Genomic DNA, 16,822 nt, shown 5'->3' with positions numbered 1-16,822 from the left:
CACTTAGCTATAGCTAAGCTAGGACCGAGGAACGGGGGACCATCCATGCCCACGCACGACACGACACCCACCATCGACGCACCCGAGATGCCCGCACCGCGCGTGCGGGAGTTCACCGCGAACAGCATCGGCGGCGGGCTCGCCCTACTGCTGGGGCTGGTCGGCCTGCTGGCCGGCATCGGCCTGGCCGTGAGCGCCACGACCGTCGGCGCGGACGGCGCCAAGGCCGCCCTGATCATCGGGGGGATCATGATCGCCCTGGCCGCCTTCATCGCCATGTGCGGTCTGAACACGGTGGCGCCCGGGGAGGCCCGGGTCGTCCAGCTCTTCGGGCGCTACCGGGGGACGATCCGCGAGGACGGGCTGCGCTGGGTGAATCCGCTCACCTCCCGCGAGAAGATCTCAACCCGCGTCCGCAACCACGAGACCGCGGTCCTCAAGGTCAACGACGCCTACGGCAACCCGATCGAGCTCGCCGCGGTCGTGGTGTGGCGGGTCGAGGACACCGCGCAGGCCACCTTCGAGGTGGACGACTACTTCGAGTTCGTCTCCACCCAGACCGAGGCGGCCGTGCGGCACATCGCCATCGAGTACCCGTACGACGCCCACGACGAGGACGGGCTCTCGCTGCGCGGCAACGCCGAGGAGATCACCGAGAAGCTCGCGGTCGAACTGCACGCACGCGTGGAGGCGGCCGGGGTGCACATCATCGAGTCCCGCTTCACGCACCTCGCGTACGCCCCCGAGATCGCCTCGGCGATGCTCCAGCGACAGCAGGCCGGCGCGGTCGTCGCGGCCCGGCGCCAGATCGTGGACGGAGCCGTCGGCATGGTCGAGGCGGCGCTCGCCCGGATCACCGAGCAGGACATCGTCACGCTCGACGAGGAACGGAAGGCGGCGATGGTGTCCAACCTGATGGTGGTCCTGTGCGGTGACCGGGCCCCGCAGCCGGTCCTGAACACGGGGACGCTCTACCAGTGACGGCTCCCTCCGGGGGTTCGGCCCCTCAAGGCCGGCCGCAGCGCAAGCAGGTGCTGTTGCGGCTGGACCCCGCGGTGTACGAGGCGCTGGCGCGGTGGGCCGGGGACGATCTGCGCTCGGCCAACGCACAGATCGAGTTCCTGCTGCGGAGGGCCCTGAAGGAGGCGGGGCGGCTGCCCGGCGACGCGGGGCCGCTGCCCCGCCGCGGGCGGCCGCCCGGGGGCCCCGCACCCGGACCCCGGCGGCCCGAGGGGAACTGAAGGGGGCGGGTCTCGGGAGGCCTTCGGCCCGTGTAGCGGAATCGTGACAATGGGCTCTCACCTGCGCCTCCACACCCTCCGCCGAGCTCTGCACACACGACGTATACATGCGGGGTATACACGGTGTGTACAGTGCTTGACATGTCCATCGGTCACACCCTCCTGGGGCTCCTGGAGTCCGGCCCGCGTCATGGTTACGACCTGAAGCGCGCCTTCGACGAGAAGTTCGGTCACGACCGGCCGCTGCACTACGGCCAGGTCTACTCGACGATGTCCCGACTGCTGAAGAACGGCCTCGTGGAGGTCGACGGGATCGAGCCCGGCGGCGGGCCCGAGCGCAAGCGGTACGCGATCACCGAGGCCGGGATCACCGACGTACAGCGGTGGCTCGCGACGCCGGAGAAGCCGGAGCCGTACCTCCAGTCGACGCTGTACACGAAGGTCGTCCTCGCGCTGCTCACGCGCCGCGACGCGGCCGAGATCCTCGACACGCAGCGTGCCGAGCACCTGCGGATGATGCGGATGCTCACCGACCGCAAGCGCAAGGGCGATCTGGCCGACCAGCTCATCTGCGACCACGCCCTCTTCCATCTGGAGGCGGATCTGCGCTGGCTGGAACTGACGGCCGCGCGGCTCGACCGGCTCGCCGAGGCGGTGGCCAAGTGACGCATCCCGCCGGTTCCCTGCTCGCCGCAGAAAACCTCCACAAGGCCTACGGCCCGACCGTCGCCCTCGACGGCGCCGAGTTCTCCATCCACCCCGGCGAGGTCGTCGCCGTCATGGGCCCCTCCGGGTCCGGGAAGTCGACCCTGCTGCACTGTCTCGCCGGGATCGTGCCGCCCGACTCGGGGTCGATCACGTACCACGGCCGCGAGATGGCGACCATGAGCGACGCCCAGCGCAGTCAGCTGCGGCGCTCGGAGTTCGGGTTCGTCTTCCAGTTCGGGCAGCTGGTGCCCGAATTGACCTGCGTGGAGAACGTGGCGCTTCCGCTGCGGCTGAACGGCACTTCCCGCAAGGCCGCCGAGCGGACCGCGCTCACCTGGATGGAACGTCTGGAGGTCGACGACCTGAGGAAGAAGCGGCCCGGTGAGGTCTCCGGCGGCCAGGGGCAGCGCGTCGCCGTCGCCCGGGCGCTGGTCACCGACCCGCGCGTGGTGTTCGCCGACGAACCGACCGGCGCGCTCGACTCCCTCAACGGCGAGCGGGTGATGAACCTGCTCACCGACGCCGCCCGCTCCACCAACGCCGCCGTCGTGCTGGTCACGCACGAGGCACGGGTGGCCGCCTACTCGGACCGCGAGATCGTCGTCCGGGACGGCAAGTCACGGGACATGGAGCGCGTCGTATGAACGTGAGGCAGTGGTCCAGGGACCTTGCCATGGGGATCAGGTTCGCGTTCGCCGGAGGGCGCGAGGGGTGGGTCCGGGCGCTGCTGACGGCGGTCGGGGTCGGGCTCGGAGTGGCGTTGCTGCTGCTGACGACCGCCCTGCCGAACGCGCTGTCGGTCCGGGACGACCGGGAGGCGGCGCGCCGGGACTTCACCTACAGCGGCAAGGTCATCCCGAAGTCGGACGACACCCTGCTGATCGCCGACGCCGGCACCACCTTCCGTGACAAGGAGGTACGGGGACGGGAGCTGGAGCCCGAGGGGCCCAGGGCGCCGCTGGCGCCCGGCCTGACGAGGTTCCCGGCACCGGGCGAGATGATGGTCTCCCCCGCGCTGAAGGAGCTCCTGGCGTCGGACGGCGGGAAGCTGCTGCGGGAGCGCCTGAAGGACCGGATCGTCGGCACGATCGGCGAGAGCGGGCTGATCGGTTCCGCCGAACTCGCCTTCTACCGGGGCGCCGAGGGGCTCGTCGACCGCGGGATCAACACCGGCCGTATCGACCGCATCGACCGGTACGGGGAGCCGATCACGAGCGAGGAGAGCACCGACCCGGTGCTGCTCCTGCTGATCCTGGTCGTCTTCGTGGTGCTGCTGATGCCGGTCGCCGTGTTCATCGCCGCGGCCGTGCGGTTCGGCGGCGAGCGGCGCGACCGGCGGCTCGCGGCGCTCCGGCTGGTCGGCGCGGACAGCCGCTCCACCCGGCGGATCGCGGCCGGCGAGGCCCTCGCGGGCTCGGTCCTCGGACTCGTCTTCGGCACGGTCTTCTTCCTGCTCGGCCGCGAACTGGCGGGCTCGGTCGAGGTGTACGACATCAGCGTCTTCCCGAGCTATCTCAACCCCTCCCCCGCGCTGGCCCTGCTGGTCTCGCTCGCCGTACCGGCGGCGGCCGTCCTGGTCACGCTGTTCGCGCTGCGCGGGGTCGTCATCGAACCGCTCGGCGTGGTGCGTACGGCGAAGCCGGCCCGGCGCCGGCTGTGGTGGCGGCTGCTGCTGCCGCTGGCCGGGCTCGGGATGCTCGCCCCGATGATCGGCCAGGGCCGCGGCGGCGGCGACTTCAACCAGTACCTGGTCGTCGGCGGTGTCATCCTGCTGCTCGTCGGCGTGACCGCGCTGCTGCCGTGGATCGTCGAGTCGGCCGTCGGCCGGCTCGGCGGGGGCGGCGTGGCCTGGCAACTGGCCGTCCGCAGGCTCCAGTTGAGCAGCGGCACGGCGGCCCGCATGGTCAACGGCATCGCGGTCGCGGTGGCCGGCGCGATCGCCCTCCAGATGCTGTTCGCCGGGGTGGACGGCGACTACGCCGAGGAAACCGGCTACGACACCCGTCTGGCGCAGATGCAGGTGTCCGTGACCAACGGGACGCTGCTCGGCCAGGCGGCCGGCAATCTCCGGGACACCGAGGGCGTACGGCAGGTCTACGCCTACTCGGAGGGCTACCTCGGGGACCGCCGCAAGGACCCGCTGAACACCACGGAGGTGACCGTCGCGGACTGCGCGTCGCTGCGCACGCTGGCGACCCTGCCCTCCTGCCGGGACGGAGACGTGTTCGCCGTGCCCGGTGGCGAGTACGACGCCGCCGACGACGCCACGGCGAAGGTCGCGAAGCCCGGCCGCACCCTGTATCTCGACCCGGGCTGCGCCGAGGGCTGCGCCGGGAGCGCGGAAGCCCCCTGGGTGGTGCCGTCGGACCTGAAGCAGGGCAAGCCCCGCACGGGCCCGACCGGCGGGAAGCGCGGTGGCTTCATGATCACGCCGGGGGCGGTGCCGGACGCCTTCGCGCCGGCGCTGCGGGGCGAGCTCTATCTGAACCTCGACGATTCCGTGCCCGACGTGCGCGATCTGGTGCGCAACGCGGCGGCGGAGATCGACCCGCTGTCCACTCCCATGGAATGGCAGTCGGTCAAGGAGGCCGACCGGTTCGCCGCCATCCGCACCGGCCTGTTCGTCGGCGCCACCTGCGTGCTGGCGTTGATCGGGGCGAGCCTGCTGGTGTCGCAGCTGGAGCAACTGCGCGAGCGCAAGAAGCTGTTGTCGGCCCTGGTCGCCTTCGGCACCCGGCGGCGCACGCTGAGCCTGTCGGTGCTGTGGCAGACGGCGATCCCGATCGCGCTGGGCCTGCTGCTCTCGGTGGTGGTGGGGCTGACGCTGGGCACGGTCCTGCTGCGGATGACAGGCACCAGCGTGCGGGTGGACTGGCCGAGTGTGCTGTCCATGACCGGCGTCGGCGCGGCGGTCGTCCTCGTGGTGACGCTGCTCAGCCTGCCGCCGCTGCTGCGGCTGATGCGCCCGGACGGGCTGCGCACGGAGTAGCGCGGCCGGGGGCCCCTCCCCGGGGGGAGAGGGGCCCCCTTCAGACTCCTTCCGGTGCCTCCTCGGTGAGGATCGAGTCGATCCGGCGCAGGGTCGGCCGGGTCGCCCGGTGCAGGGCGTCGACGTCCATGCTCTCGTCGCCGACGACGACCATCAGCGCGGTGTCGCCGACGGCGTAGACCGCGGCGCAGCCATGACAGCCGTAGGTGACCATCCGGCGCAGGGCGCCCCGGGCGGTGGCGTCGGCGGTGCGGCGCGCGAGCCCGAGTCCGGCCGCAGCGAGGGCGGCGAGGCCCTCGGGGTCGATCGAGTCGGCGGTGTCGGCGGCGATGAGCAGTCCGTCGACGGCGGCCACGACGGTGTCGGTGATCCCGGGGACCTGTTCCCGCAGGCCACGCATTTCCAGTGCCAGGGCTTGGCGATCCATGTGATCAACTCCCCTAGAGCGCTCAGGGAGCATGTGTATCAGTCCGGAGGCATATTCCGGGCCTGGTGTTCCGAGCTGTCGCCGACTGGCGGAAGTTGGTCCTTCGGGCCGTCCAATGGCCTTTGTTCGGCGCTCGTTTGAACGAACCCCGGACCACCCTGCTGTTCGTGGGAGTACGCGCGAAGGTAGCCCACGACGGTGTTGGTCACCGCCACCAGCGGCACCGCGACCACCGCGCCACCGATGCCCGCCACCATGCCGCCCGCCGCGACGGAGAGCACCACGGCCAGCGGGTGGACGCGGACCGCGCGGCCCAGGATGAACGGCTGGAGGATGTGGCCCTCGATCTGCTGGACCGCCAGCACCACGGCCAGGGTCATGACGGCGGTGAAGACGCCCTGGGTCACCAGGGCGACCACGACGGCCAGCGCGCCCGAGGCCACGGCACCGACCAGCGGGATGAAGGAGAAGAGGAAGATGAAGACCGCGAGCGGGACGGCCATCGGCACGCCCAGGAAGTAGATGCCGATACCGATGAAGATCGCGTCGATCAGGGCCACTATGACCGTGCCGCGGACGTAGGCGGTCAGCGTGCGCCACGCGCGCGGGCCCGCGCCGGCCACCCCGGGCCGGGCCGCCGCGGGGACCAGCTTCAGCGTCCACTCCCAGATACGGCGGCCGTCGTAGAGGAGGAAGAGGGTCGAGAAGACCGCCAGCAGGATGCCGGTCAGGGCCTCGACGACGACGGTGACGCCCTCCAGGCCCGCGGTGGTGATCTGGTCGGTGTTGGCACCGATCGCGTCCCGCAGGTTCTCGGCGATGTCGTTGATCTGCTTGTCGGTGACGTGGAAGGGGCTGTTCAGCAGCCAGTTCCGCAGTTCGTCGACGCCGTCCTGGACCTGGTCGGAGAGGTTGTCGATGTTCTCCATGACCTGCCAGGTCACGAACCAGCCGATCAGCCCCATGACGACGAACCCGAGGATCGCGGTCAGCGCGGTCGCGAGCCCCCGCGGGAACCCGAGCCGCGTGAGGCGCGCCACCGTCGGCTGGAGGATCGCCGTGATGAGCAGCGCCGCCACGAACGCCAGTACCACCAGCTGTACGGCGCTGATGACCCGCATGAGGACCCAGAGGGTGCCCGCGAGGACCAGCAGCCGCCAGCCGGCCTCGGCGGCGACCCGCATGCCCCACGGGACGGCCTGCGCCGGGTCGGGCCGGGGCGCGACGGCCACGGGCGTGTGCTGCCGGGACGGCGGGGCCTGCTCGACGGGCGGCGGGCCGGCGTCGGTGAACGGAGCCGGTTCGGGCCCCTCGTCCTCCCGCTCCGCGGCCGCGCGGCGCTCGTTCAACCGGTCACCCATCTCGGTCAGTCGGGCGCCGAGCCGACCGAGCCACCCTGGCACTCGCGACATGATCCGTCCTCTTCCCCCGTCTCTGACCACCACTGCCCCTGGAGTCGTCCGGTCCGACCGTACATGGCGACAGCCCCTCCCCTAGGACGGGGAGAGGCTGCGCGGGGTTGAGAGGGGGCGGGAAGGAAGGTCCCGTGTGCCGGGGACTCAGTACCAGTGGTTGGCCTGCCAGAACGACCAGGCCTCACAGGGGCTGCCGTAGCGGCTGTCCATGTAGTTCAGGCCCCACTTGATCTGGGTGGCCGGGTTGGTCTGCCAGTCGGAGCCGACCGACGACATCTTGGAACCCGGCAGCGCCTGGAAGAGTCCGTAGGCGCCGGACGAGGCGTTGACGGCCCGGTAGTTCCAGCTGGACTCGTGGTCCACGATGTTGCTGAAGCACTGGAACTGTCCGCTGGGCACCATCGAACGCGCCATGGACTGGATCTCCGAGATGGAGTACGAGCCCTGCACGGGGAAGCTGGAGGGGGCCTTGGCAGCCTTCGCCTCGGCCTCGGCCTTCTCCTTGGCCAGCTTCTCGGCCTTCTCGGCGGCTTCCTTCTTCTCCAGCGCGGTCTTGGCGGCCTCCTTGCGGGCCGACTCCTCCGCGGTCCTCTTGGCGCTCGCGTCCGCGGCGATGGCCTGTACGTCGGCCTGCTGCGTCAGGGACGCGGTCTGCACCTGAGCCTGCTGACCCGCGGGGATGTCCGCGAGGAGCGTCGAGTCGGCTGCCGTCGCCTCGGCGTCGTTCGGCTGCGCGGCGCTGCCCGAGGCAACACCCGTGACGCTTCCGACAGCGGTGACCACGGTGGCGGAGGCCACTGCGAATCCCCGGACCGAAATCGGGCTCACACGGTTTCCTTCCAGCATCGTCCGCTTCGGTGACCCTGGCGGACGCAATCGTGCCCCTGGCACTGGCCTCCCCACTGCGGGGTCACGGAGGCGCGGGCCCGGTGGGCAACTCCCTTGCGGGGAGCGCCGCGTGGTTCAGCGGGCGGCATACGACGACGGTATGGAGTTGAGTGTGGTTCCTGTGATGCCGTACCGCTGGGGGTACAGGTGTGTCGTATGCGGGGCCTGACAGGAATGAGACTCTGCCGTAACCCGACGCCGGGTGGCAATTCCGAGTTGCGTGTGAAAGCTCACATCCCGTTTGACGCCTGTGATTCTGAGAAACCGCAACACGCGAAGGCGCCGCCCGACTAGGCTCTTCGCCTTTTCGGACGGCGCCAACTGCCGCGTAACCGGCCCCTAATGGGCCTGTCTTCTCAGATCTGCCCGTCTTCGAGCATTTCGGTCACAAGGGCCGCGATCTGGGACCTCTCGGACCTCGTCAACGTGACGTGGGCAAAGAGGGGATGGCCCTTCAGCTTCTCCACCACGGCGACGACACCGTCGTAGCGGCCGACCCTCAGGTTGTCCCGCTGGGCCACGTCATGAGTGAGAACCACTCGTGAATTGGCGCCGATTCGGGACAGAACGGTGAGAAGGACATTCCGTTCGAGGGACTGCGCCTCGTCCACGATCACGAACGCGTCGTGGAGGGAGCGGCCGCGGATGTGGGTGAGCGGAAGGACTTCGAGCATCCCGCGTGCGGTGACCTCCTCGATGACCTCGCGGCTGGTGACCGCGGAGAGCGTGTCGAAGACCGCCTGTGCCCAGGGGCTCATCTTCTCGGACTCGGAGCCGGGCAGATAGCCGAGCTCCTGCCCGCCCACCGCGTACAGCGGCCGGAAGACCATCACCTTCTTGTGCTGGCGTCGCTCCAGCACGGCCTCCAGACCCGCGCACAGCGCGAGCGCCGACTTGCCGGTGCCGGCCCGGCCGCCCATGGAGACGATGCCGACCTCCGGGTCGAGGAGCAGATCCAGCGCGATGCGCTGCTCCGCGCTGCGGCCCTTGATGCCGAACGCCTCGCGATCCCCGCGCACCAGCCGGATGTTGCCGTCCGGCGAGACACGGCCGAGCGCCTTGCCGCGCTCGGAGTGGATCGTCAGACCGGTGTGCACCGGCAGGTCGGCGGCCTCGGGGACGTAGACGTGCCCTTCCTCGAAGAGGATGTCCACCTGCTCGCCCGGCAGGGTCAGTTCGGACATCCCGGTCCAGCCGGAGGAGCCCGTGATGGCGAGCTCCGCCCGGTACTCCTCGGCGAGGAGACCGACCGAGGACGCCTTGATCCTGAGCGGGAGATCCTTCGAGACGACGGTGACGTCGTATCCCTCGGCCTGAAGATTGCGGGCCACCGCGAGAATGCGGGAGTCGTTGTCCCCCAGGCGGTAGCCGCTGGGCAGCACGCTGGGGTCCGAGTGGTTGAGCTCGACACGAACGGTTCCGCCGAGGTCCCCGATCGGGATGGGGGCGTCGAGACGGCCGTGCCGGACCCGGAAGTCGTCGAGCAGGCGCAGGGCCTGCCTGGCGAAGTAGCCGAGTTCGGGATGGTGCCGCTTGGCCTCCAGTTCCGTCACCACGACGATGGGGAGCACGACCTCGTGCTCGTCGAAGCGGTTCAGGGCATTGGGGTCCGACAGCAGAACACTGGTGTCGAGGACATAAGTGCGCCGGTCAGGCTTGTGGCGCTTTGTGCTGGTCACCACGGAAGGACGTACCCCCTCGGATGAGGTCGGGGAGCGACGGAGTGGAGCTGGACCGGTCGTCGGCCGCGATGCACGGGCCGGGGACCGGCCCTCCACTGCTTCTTCCGTGCGGTGATCGCACGGTCGAGCTGGTGCAAAGGGCCTCCCGGGCGGACGGCCCCGTGCCGCCCGCTGAGATCCGACACCCGTGGTTCGGGCGTCGACCTGCTTGGCTTATGCCCTCGAACATGCGCTGCCATGCCCACTCATAGGGCGGCGCGCTGGTGAACTCCTTGTTACTTCGGTCCCACGGGGGTACTCGCCGGGGTTGCCTCAGCCGCCGTAGCGGCGGTGACGGGCCGCGTAGTCACGCAGGGCGCGCAGGAAGTCGACCTTGCGGAAGGCCGGCCAGAAGACCTCGCAGAAGTAGTACTCCGAGTGGGCGGTCTGCCACAGCATGAATCCGGACAGCCGCTGCTCGCCGCTGGTGCGGATCACCAGGTCGGGGTCGGGCTGGTCGCCGGTGTAGAGGTGACGGCCGATCGTCTCGACGTCGACGGCCTCGGCGAGCTCCTCCATCGAGCTGCCCTTGTCGGCGGCGTCGAGGATCATCGAGCGGACCGCGTCGGCGATCTCCTGGCGGCCGCCGTAGCCGATGGCGACGTTGACCAGTATCCCGTCGGTGGTGGCGGTGGCCTCCTCGGCCTCCTTGATGGTCCGCTGCATGCCGTGCGGCAGCAGATCCAGCGCGCCGACGTGGTGGACGCGCCAGCGGCCGTCGGCGGCGAGGGAGCGGACGACGTCCTCGATGATCCCGAAGAGCGGTACGAGCTCTTCCTGCGGGCGGTCGAAGTTGTCGGTGGAGAACAGCCAGAGGGTGACGACCTCGACGTCCGTCTCGGTGCACCAGCCGAGGAACTCCTCGATCTTGTCCGCACCGGCACGGTGACCCTGGGCGGTCGTGGAACCCGCGGCCTTGGCCCAGCGTCGGTTGCCGTCCATGACGACGCCGATGTGTTTGGGCACCTGGGCGTGGTCCAGGTGACCTTCCACCCGGCGTGCGTACAGCCTGACGAGCAGGCCGCGCAGTGTGTCGCGCAGGTTCACGTGATTGTCAGCCCCTCCGTGCGGATGCGGTCCCCGCGAGCCGAAGGGTATCGCGCCGCGTGTTTCCGGGTGCGGGTGGGTTGTTGGCGCCTAAACGGGGGGTGCGATGCGTTTGTTGGCGGCTGCGGCCCGGTGGGGGTTGATCGCGCAGTTCCCCGCGCCCCTTTGGTGGGGACAGTCGACGTCCCTCAACAGGTACCCCGTGGTGGGCAAAAAAACGGGCCGGTCCGTGGGGGGGGAGACGGACCGGCCCGAGGGGGGGTTTCCACCATAACCCTTTGTAAGTGCTGCTGGGTGCATCGGCGTGCCACAACTACTCTCCGGAGTCGGGCGGCGACGCGGGGAGGGGGGCTTTGGGGCCTTTTCAGGGGCGGTTTGTGGCTGGATCGCGGTGGATTCGCGGGCGGGGAGCGGGTGGGAGGGGTTCCCTCCGGAGGGTGACGCCGGGCGTGGCGCTTGCTTGACGGCACCGCGCGGTCCCCTCCACTGCGCGGTGCCGCTCGCGCAGCTTTGCTCACGCGAATTACCTGCGTTCGAACGTACGCGAGGTGTGGCACCGGCGCGAGCTGCCTGGGATAACAATGTGGAAACCCCGTGGAGCCATGGATACACAGGGAGTGATCGCCCTGGTGGAGTGGGTCGGCGAAGAGGACGGAATCTGGCCTTGTTGGGTTCTAGCGTCGGTGCATGACCTTCACTACGTGGGACCGGGTGAGCGCGCGGCGCTTGGAGCGGCAGTACCTGACGGAGCCCGCCGCGGCCGGTACGCCGGTCGCCGACGTCGTCGGCGCGATGCTCGGCGCGCATGCGCAGGTGCTGTCCGCGGCGGAACTGTCGGTGGGAGTGCGCGGCACCGGGACCACCCGGGTGGAGGTGCGGGAGGCGCTCTGGGAGGGGCGGTCGCTGGTGAAGACGCACGGTCCGCGCGGGACGGTCCATCTGCTCGCCGCCCGGGAACTGCCCCTGTGGTGTGCCGCGCTGACGGCCGTTCCGGCGGGGGCGAGCCCCTTCCCGCCCGAGGTCCGGCTCACCGAGGAGCAGGCGGCGCACATCGTGGCGGCGATCGCGGACGCCCTGGACGGGGTCTGCCTGACCGTCGACGAGCTGACCGAGGAGGTCGTCGCCCGCACCGGTGCCTGGGCCGGCGACCTGGTGATGCCCGCCTTCCAGGGCATGTGGCCGCGCTGGCGCCAGGTGCTGTACCGCGCCGGCCAGTCGGGCGCGCTCTGCTTCGGCCCGAACCGCGGCCGCAAGGTGACCTACACCCGCCCGCCGCACTTCGATCCGCTGCCGCCGAACGAGGCACTGCATGAGCTCGTACGGCGGTATCTGCGCGCCTACGGGCCGTCGACCCCGGCGTACTTCGCCAAGTGGCTGGCAGCCCCGGCCGGTTGGGCCGCCGGGGTGTTCCGGGAGCTGGCGGAGGCCGGGGAGATCGAGGAGGTGGCGCTGGAGGAAGCCCCGGCGTGGGTGGCGGCCGGCGACACCGGCTTCCCCGACGAGCCGGTGCGCGGGCTGCGGCTGCTGCCCTACTTCGACGCCTACGGCATCGCCGCGCAGCCGCGTGAGCTGCTGTTCCCCGGTCAGGCGTACCGGCGGGCGCTGGCGGGCGGCCAGGCCGGGAACTTCCCCCTGCTGCTGGTCGACGGGGTGGTGGCCGGCGTCTGGCACCAGCGGCGCCAGGGACGGCGTACGACCGTCACCGTGGAGCCGCTCGGGCGGCTCTCGGCGCGGCAGGAACGGGAGTTGGGCGAACGGGTGGAGCGGGTGGGGGAAGTGCTGGAGGCCCGGCCGGAGTTGGTGATCGGGAAGGTGACGGCGGGCCCTCACGCGTGACCGGCGGTAGGGGTCAGGGCCTCGGCTTGCGGGCCTCTACGAGGTGACGGCTGCTGTGGGCGACGAAGGGACCCTGGGACTCGATCCGCTCGTGCAGGGAGCGGAGTTCGGGCTCGTACTTCTCGACCGTGAAGCCCGGGACCATCCAGATCACCTTGCGGAGGAAGTGGACGACGGCGGCGATGTCGTGGAACTCCATCCGCAGCCGCTCGGCGCGCAGGTCGACGATCTCCAGGCCGGCGGCCTCCGCTTCGGCGCGCTCGCGGTCCGGGTGCCGGTTGCTCCGTATCTGATCAGGCTGGGGGCCGAGGAAGTACTCGACCAGTTCGAAGACGCTGGCCGGGCCCACGTGCTGGGCGAAGTAGGTGCCGCCTGGCTGAAGCACGCGGGTGATCTCCGGCCAGTCGGCGCGGATCGGGTGCCGGGCGACGACGAGGTCGAAGGTCGCGTCCGCGAACGGCAGCGGCGCGTCGTCCCGCGTGGCGACGACGGCGACACCGCGCGGGCGGAGGCGGGCGGTGGCCTTGGCGACGTTCGGCGGCCAGACCTCGGTGGCGACGGTGAGCGTGGGCGCCCGGGTCGCCTCGCCGAGGGCGAGGTCCAGGACCTCCCCGCCCCCGGTGTGGATGTCGAGCACGGCCTGCGCACCGGCCAGCCGCCGGGCCATCGAGCGCGCGTATCCCCACGACGGGCGCGCCTCGGTGGCCCGGCCCTCGAACCAGGAGAAGTCCCATCCCTCGGTGGGCACGGCGGCGCCTTCGGCCACGAGCTCTTCGAAGCTGCGGCGGGTGGGCTGCTGGTCGGTGAGCGGCTGGTCGGTGAGCGGCTGGTCCATGGGGCGATGGTCGCAGGGGCCGGGCCCGGGGCGCCGCCGATTTTTCGCGGCGGGTGGTCGGGAGCGGGGGTGCAGGGCACGGCAGTGCCGCGTGACCGGACTGCGTGACCGGTGTGGAAGGGTGTCGGGGTATGGGCAGATGGCGGGACGGACAGGGGACGTTGGTCGTTCGCGGGGAGCGGGGCGAGGTCACCGTCGCGCTGGAGATCGCCGCGTCGTACCGGGCCCGTACGAGGGGTCTGCTCGGGCGGGACTCCGTCGACGGGGCGATGCTCCTGTCCCCGGCGGGCAACGTGCACACCTTCCGGATGCGGATGCCGATCGACGTCGCCTACCTGACCCGCGACCTCACCGTCCTCGCCGTACGCACCATGCGGCCGGGGCGGCTGGGCCTGCCCCGGCCACGGTCCCGTCATGTGCTGGAGGCGGCGGCCGGGACGATGGAGGGGTGGGGACTGCGGGCAGGGGCCCAGGTGGAGATCGTGCCCGCGGAGTAGCGAGGTGCGGCTACACGGGCAGGTTGTGCAGCAGGTCCGTCACGCGGGTCGGGTCCGCGGGACCGCAGTGGCCGGAGCCCGGGAAGTCGTGCACGGTGAAGCGGTTGTCGGGGGTGAGGTCGTCGGCCTCCGCGATCATGCGGTCCTGGAGCTCCGGGGAGACGGTCCGGTCCTTGCCGAACCGCAGATACGTGCGCGGAATCCGCCCCCACCGGCCGGCGCTCCCGACGGCCCGGCCCCCGTACGCCGCCATCGACTCGTCCGTCTGCATGCCCTCGATCACCCTCAGGAACGCCGCGTCCGTGTACTCCGCGCAGATCATCTCCTTGAACACCGCGAGGTCACGGCGGTCGCCGCTCCGCCAGTTGAGCCGCAGCACGCCCAGCTTCTCCGGGTCCCCGATCATCTGGTCCCACGGGGTGACGGACCGCTGCCCCTCGGGCGAACCCGCGCAGTCGTTCAGCGACGGCATGCTGCGGCTCGGGCACATCGCGGCCATGTAGCACAGGTGCGAGAGGAGTCCGGGTACGGCGTCCCCCACCCTGCTCAGTGACAGTCCCCCCATGCTGTGCCCCACGAGGATCACCGGCCCGCCGAGCCGCGCGGCCCGCCGCACCACGCCCAGGACCCGCCGCTCGAAGTCCTCGACCGTGAGCGCGGCGACCGGCGAGGCCTCCACCGCGAGCGCCCGCAGATCCTGCGCCTGGTAGGCCTCCGGGATGAACTTCTCGGTCCCGTGCAGCGGTTGGTCCACCGCCACGACCCGGTGTCCGCGCAGCGCCAGCTCCCTGCCGATCGCCGTCCAGAACATCCCCGCGCTGTGCGTACCGTGCACCAGCACGTATGTCCGCTGCCCCTTCGCGGGCCTTCCTCCGGTCGCCCCCGCGACCCCCGCGCCGAGCCCCACGGCGAGCGCGGCCCCACCCAGGGACAGCGCGCCCCGCCCCAGCACCTTCCGCCGCGAAGGCCCCTCGCCGTACTCGCGGTCGCTTCCCCTGCTGCTGTTCTCGTTGTCAGCCATACGACGAGGCTATGGACGCCTCCGCCGCCCCACGATGGCTCTGCACACCCGGGTGGGGGTGTACCTACCGCCACCCTTTCCGTGGTGCGCCGGCCTCAGTCCTCCCCGCGCGGGAACGACACCTCGACGCGCCGGTTCTTCTTGCGGCTCGCTTCCGAGGCGTTGGAGGCGATCGGGTACTGCTCGCCGTAGCCGCGGACCTCGAAGGTGATGTTCGGGTCGTTGAGCTCCTGTTCCAGGACGCCTTCCACGGCGTTCGCGCGCTGTCTCGACAGCACGTCGCCGTGCGCGGAGGAACCGAGGTTGTCCGTGAAGCCGAAGACGCGGATCCGGGTGGCTTTCTGGGTCTTGATCTCCTCCGCGATCGCGGAGATCCGTGACCTCGCCTCCCCACCCAGCTTCGCACTGTCCTTCCCGAACAGCACCTCCGCCTGGAGGGCGAACTTCACGTCCGCGTTCGTGTCCTCGCGGCGTTCGTCACCGCTCTGGTCCTCCACGACCTGCTTGATGTCCAACACCTTCGGCTCCGCGAGCGTCGCCCCCTCGGGGAGCTTCAGATCGGGGTCGTTGGCATCGACGTTCACGGGCGCCGACGCGGAGGGTTCGGTGCCAGGGGGGACGCTGGGGCCGTCGTCGGCGTGTGCGGGGGTGGCGAGCGCCGCGATCAGTGAGGCCGCGGTGAGGGTCAGGGCGAGGGGGTGGAGGCGGTGGGTGGTGGTCATGCTGGCCTCAACCGGAGATCGTGAGGTCGGCGGGGGCGAACATGGGCAGCTGGAGGGAGACCTCGGACGTGCCGGCGGGCGGCGCGGGGAACTGCATGAAAACCGGGATGGTTTCGCCGGCCTTGACGGTGGAGATGCCCGTGGTGGTGAGGGGCCGCCCGTCGGTGTCACGCAGGACGTAGTAGCGCTTCTTCCCCTTGGAGTCCACCAATGTGGCTCCGCCGAAAGAACGCCCGTTCCTGATGATCTCCGTCTCGTTGCCGCTCAGTTGGGCGGGGATGGTGAGCACCTTGTCGCTGTCGTTCTTCAGGTTGCCACTGACCGTGACGAACCCGCCGGAGTCCCGGCCGGCTGAGGTGACTTGGAGCAACAGCCCGTTGGGCCCCTTCAGCTCGGCCAGGGGCGTGTCCGACTGTCCCTCCTGAGTACTCGGCCCGGAGCCGCCGTCCTTGGAAGCCGACGCCGACGTCTCGGGCTTCTTGTCGTCGCCGCCCCCGCCTCCGCAGCCGGCCACACCGACGGCCAGTCCAGCCGCGACAGTCAGCGCGACCACCCCCCTGCGGGCCTTCGCTGTGAACCGAATACTCATCGCTCTGCTTCCTTCGTCACTCGTCGTTCGCTTGTCAGTCGACCAGATGGACGTCGAAAAGGTCCTGGGGTTCCGGAAGATCGACGAGGTCCTCCGGGTCGAGCTTCCATTTCTCGTCGTCCTTGCAAGTGAGCTCCGGCAGCACGTCGTCCCCGGCGCCCTCCCCGAGAGGTGGGAACGTACAGAGCGGCTCGATCACGGCAGTGGCGGATGCCTTCGCGTGGATGTTCTCAGTCCCGGGGACGATGGAGTCACCGACGGCCTTGTTCGTCTCGACTTCGACCGTGTAGCCCGGATACAACTCGTCCGCGATACCGCAGGCCGCGGTGGCGTTGTTCTGCGCGGCCAGCTGGTCGGCCCGCCCACACCCGTCGAACGGCACGCCGTTGCCGTCGAAGATGTCCCGCCACTTGGTCGGGTCGAGTACGTTCTCGACCCACTCGTCCGCAAGCTTGTCCCGCGTGTCCAGGGCTGCCGCCAGCGCCGCGGCATCAGCAGCCGTCTGGGCGCCGTTCCGATTGGCCGCGGCCTGGCCGACCGCGAGATAGGCGAACGCAAGAAAGAGCAGACCCGCCACCACCGTGATGTAGATGGGGAAGGCCTGCCCGGAGTCTCCGCGCCTACAGAGCCGGATCAGGCACCGACGACTTCGGTGATCTTGTCCGTGATGGCGTTGTAGATCGTCTGCCCGATGTCCGTTCCCGTGATCGCCAACACGATCGCCACCACCACCGCGATGATCCCCAGATACTCCACCGCCGTCTGCCCCCGGTCGTCCCGGTTCGCCCGGTTGCGGAGGTACTCGGCGGTGGTGTTGATCCAGTTGCTCATGGTGTTCCCCTCCGATAGCGGCCGCCCGGTGGGCGATCGTCCCACGGTATGACGG

Annotated in this window: 18 protein-coding genes; 7 read left to right on the top strand and 11 right to left on the bottom strand. The window is 70.4% G+C overall.

Annotated features, from left to right (window positions below; genetic code table 11):
- The first annotated feature begins 45 nt into the window (after window positions 1-45).
- The 5 genes from SLINC_RS28875 to SLINC_RS28855 all read left to right on the top strand — a co-directional run bounded on the left by SLINC_RS28875 (window position 46) and on the right by SLINC_RS28855 (window position 4,938).
- Window positions 46-981 carry an SPFH domain-containing protein gene (locus SLINC_RS28875; RefSeq protein ID WP_067438769.1) on the top strand — a complete coding sequence of 312 codons (936 nt, stop codon included), beginning with the start codon at window positions 46-48 and terminating at the stop codon, window positions 979-981.
- Window positions 978-1,241, top strand: coding sequence for a type II toxin-antitoxin system antitoxin (locus SLINC_RS28870; RefSeq protein ID WP_067438767.1), 264 nt, complete (start codon window positions 978-980; stop codon window positions 1,239-1,241). The genes SLINC_RS28875 and SLINC_RS28870 overlap by 4 nt, the downstream gene beginning before the upstream one ends.
- 141 nt (window positions 1,242-1,382) lie before the next feature.
- The gene (locus SLINC_RS28865; protein WP_067438764.1) at window positions 1,383-1,907 is read left to right on the top strand and encodes a PadR family transcriptional regulator; all 525 of its coding nucleotides are present in this window, start codon (window positions 1,383-1,385) and stop codon (window positions 1,905-1,907) included.
- The gene (locus SLINC_RS28860; RefSeq protein ID WP_067438761.1) at window positions 1,904-2,593 is read left to right on the top strand and encodes an ABC transporter ATP-binding protein; all 690 of its coding nucleotides are present in this window, start codon (window positions 1,904-1,906) and stop codon (window positions 2,591-2,593) included. The genes SLINC_RS28865 and SLINC_RS28860 overlap by 4 nt, the downstream gene beginning before the upstream one ends.
- Window positions 2,590-4,938, top strand: coding sequence for an ABC transporter permease (locus SLINC_RS28855; protein ID WP_067438758.1), 2,349 nt, complete (start codon window positions 2,590-2,592; stop codon window positions 4,936-4,938). Before SLINC_RS28860 ends, SLINC_RS28855 begins: the two co-directional genes overlap by 4 nt.
- A 40-nt stretch (window positions 4,939-4,978) precedes the next feature.
- On the opposite strand, the gene SLINC_RS28850 is transcribed toward SLINC_RS28855, so the two are convergent.
- The 5 genes from SLINC_RS28850 to SLINC_RS28830 all read right to left on the bottom strand — a co-directional run bounded on the left by SLINC_RS28850 (window position 4,979) and on the right by SLINC_RS28830 (window position 10,436).
- Window positions 4,979-5,365, bottom strand: coding sequence for a roadblock/LC7 domain-containing protein (locus tag SLINC_RS28850; protein WP_067438755.1), 387 nt, complete (start codon window positions 5,363-5,365; stop codon window positions 4,979-4,981).
- A gap of 38 nt (window positions 5,366-5,403) precedes the next feature.
- Window positions 5,404-6,777 carry an AI-2E family transporter gene (locus tag SLINC_RS28845; RefSeq protein WP_079164774.1) on the bottom strand — a complete coding sequence of 458 codons (1,374 nt, stop codon included), beginning with the start codon at window positions 6,775-6,777 and terminating at the stop codon, window positions 5,404-5,406.
- A gap of 147 nt (window positions 6,778-6,924) precedes the next feature.
- A complete protein-coding gene (locus tag SLINC_RS28840) occupies window positions 6,925-7,608 on the bottom strand; it encodes an aggregation-promoting factor C-terminal-like domain-containing protein (RefSeq protein ID WP_225988344.1) in 684 nt (227 codons plus the stop codon).
- 416 nt (window positions 7,609-8,024) lie between these two features.
- Entirely contained in the window at window positions 8,025-9,350 is a 1,326-nt protein-coding gene (locus SLINC_RS28835) for a PhoH family protein (RefSeq protein WP_067438749.1), read from the bottom strand.
- A 312-nt stretch (window positions 9,351-9,662) separates the two neighbouring features.
- The gene (locus tag SLINC_RS28830; protein ID WP_067438746.1) at window positions 9,663-10,436 is read right to left on the bottom strand and encodes an isoprenyl transferase; all 774 of its coding nucleotides are present in this window, start codon (window positions 10,434-10,436) and stop codon (window positions 9,663-9,665) included.
- A 687-nt stretch (window positions 10,437-11,123) separates the two neighbouring features.
- Here SLINC_RS28830 and SLINC_RS28825 point away from each other — a divergent pair.
- Window positions 11,124-12,272 carry a winged helix DNA-binding domain-containing protein gene (locus SLINC_RS28825; protein ID WP_067438743.1) on the top strand — a complete coding sequence of 383 codons (1,149 nt, stop codon included), beginning with the start codon at window positions 11,124-11,126 and terminating at the stop codon, window positions 12,270-12,272.
- A 13-nt stretch (window positions 12,273-12,285) separates the two neighbouring features.
- Here the strand turns inward: SLINC_RS28825 and SLINC_RS28820 are convergent, their stop codons facing one another.
- Window positions 12,286-13,107, bottom strand: a complete 822-nt coding sequence (locus tag SLINC_RS28820) for a class I SAM-dependent methyltransferase (protein WP_067438740.1) — start codon at window positions 13,105-13,107, stop codon at window positions 12,286-12,288.
- Window positions 13,108-13,238: 131 nt separating this feature from the next.
- Between SLINC_RS28820 and SLINC_RS28815 the strand changes: the two genes are divergently transcribed.
- Window positions 13,239-13,604, top strand: coding sequence for a DUF192 domain-containing protein (locus SLINC_RS28815; RefSeq protein ID WP_067438737.1), 366 nt, complete (start codon window positions 13,239-13,241; stop codon window positions 13,602-13,604).
- A 10-nt stretch (window positions 13,605-13,614) separates the two neighbouring features.
- Here the strand turns inward: SLINC_RS28815 and SLINC_RS28810 are convergent, their stop codons facing one another.
- From SLINC_RS28810 to SLINC_RS28790, 5 genes are all read right to left on the bottom strand, one after another.
- Entirely contained in the window at window positions 13,615-14,625 is a 1,011-nt protein-coding gene (locus SLINC_RS28810) for an alpha/beta hydrolase (RefSeq protein ID WP_079164772.1), read from the bottom strand.
- 95 nt (window positions 14,626-14,720) lie between these two features.
- Complete coding sequence (locus SLINC_RS28805) at window positions 14,721-15,347, bottom strand: OmpA family protein (protein WP_067438733.1); 627 nt, start codon at window positions 15,345-15,347, stop codon at window positions 14,721-14,723.
- Window positions 15,348-15,354: 7 nt separating this feature from the next.
- A complete protein-coding gene (locus SLINC_RS28800) occupies window positions 15,355-15,936 on the bottom strand; it encodes a hypothetical protein (protein ID WP_067438730.1) in 582 nt (193 codons plus the stop codon).
- A 34-nt stretch (window positions 15,937-15,970) separates the two neighbouring features.
- Window positions 15,971-16,570 (bottom strand): pilus assembly protein TadG-related protein, encoded by a 600-nt coding sequence (locus SLINC_RS28795; RefSeq protein ID WP_067445816.1) that lies wholly within the window; start codon window positions 16,568-16,570, stop codon window positions 15,971-15,973.
- A complete protein-coding gene (locus tag SLINC_RS28790; protein WP_067438728.1) occupies window positions 16,570-16,767 on the bottom strand; it encodes a Flp family type IVb pilin in 198 nt (65 codons plus the stop codon). The genes SLINC_RS28795 and SLINC_RS28790 overlap by 1 nt, the downstream gene beginning before the upstream one ends.
- Window positions 16,768-16,822 lie beyond the last annotated feature (55 nt).

The organism is Streptomyces lincolnensis, from assembly GCF_001685355.1.
Taxonomy (GTDB): Bacteria; Actinomycetota; Actinomycetes; order Streptomycetales; family Streptomycetaceae; genus Streptomyces; species Streptomyces lincolnensis.
This window is presented reverse-complemented; position numbering and strand designations above follow the sequence as displayed.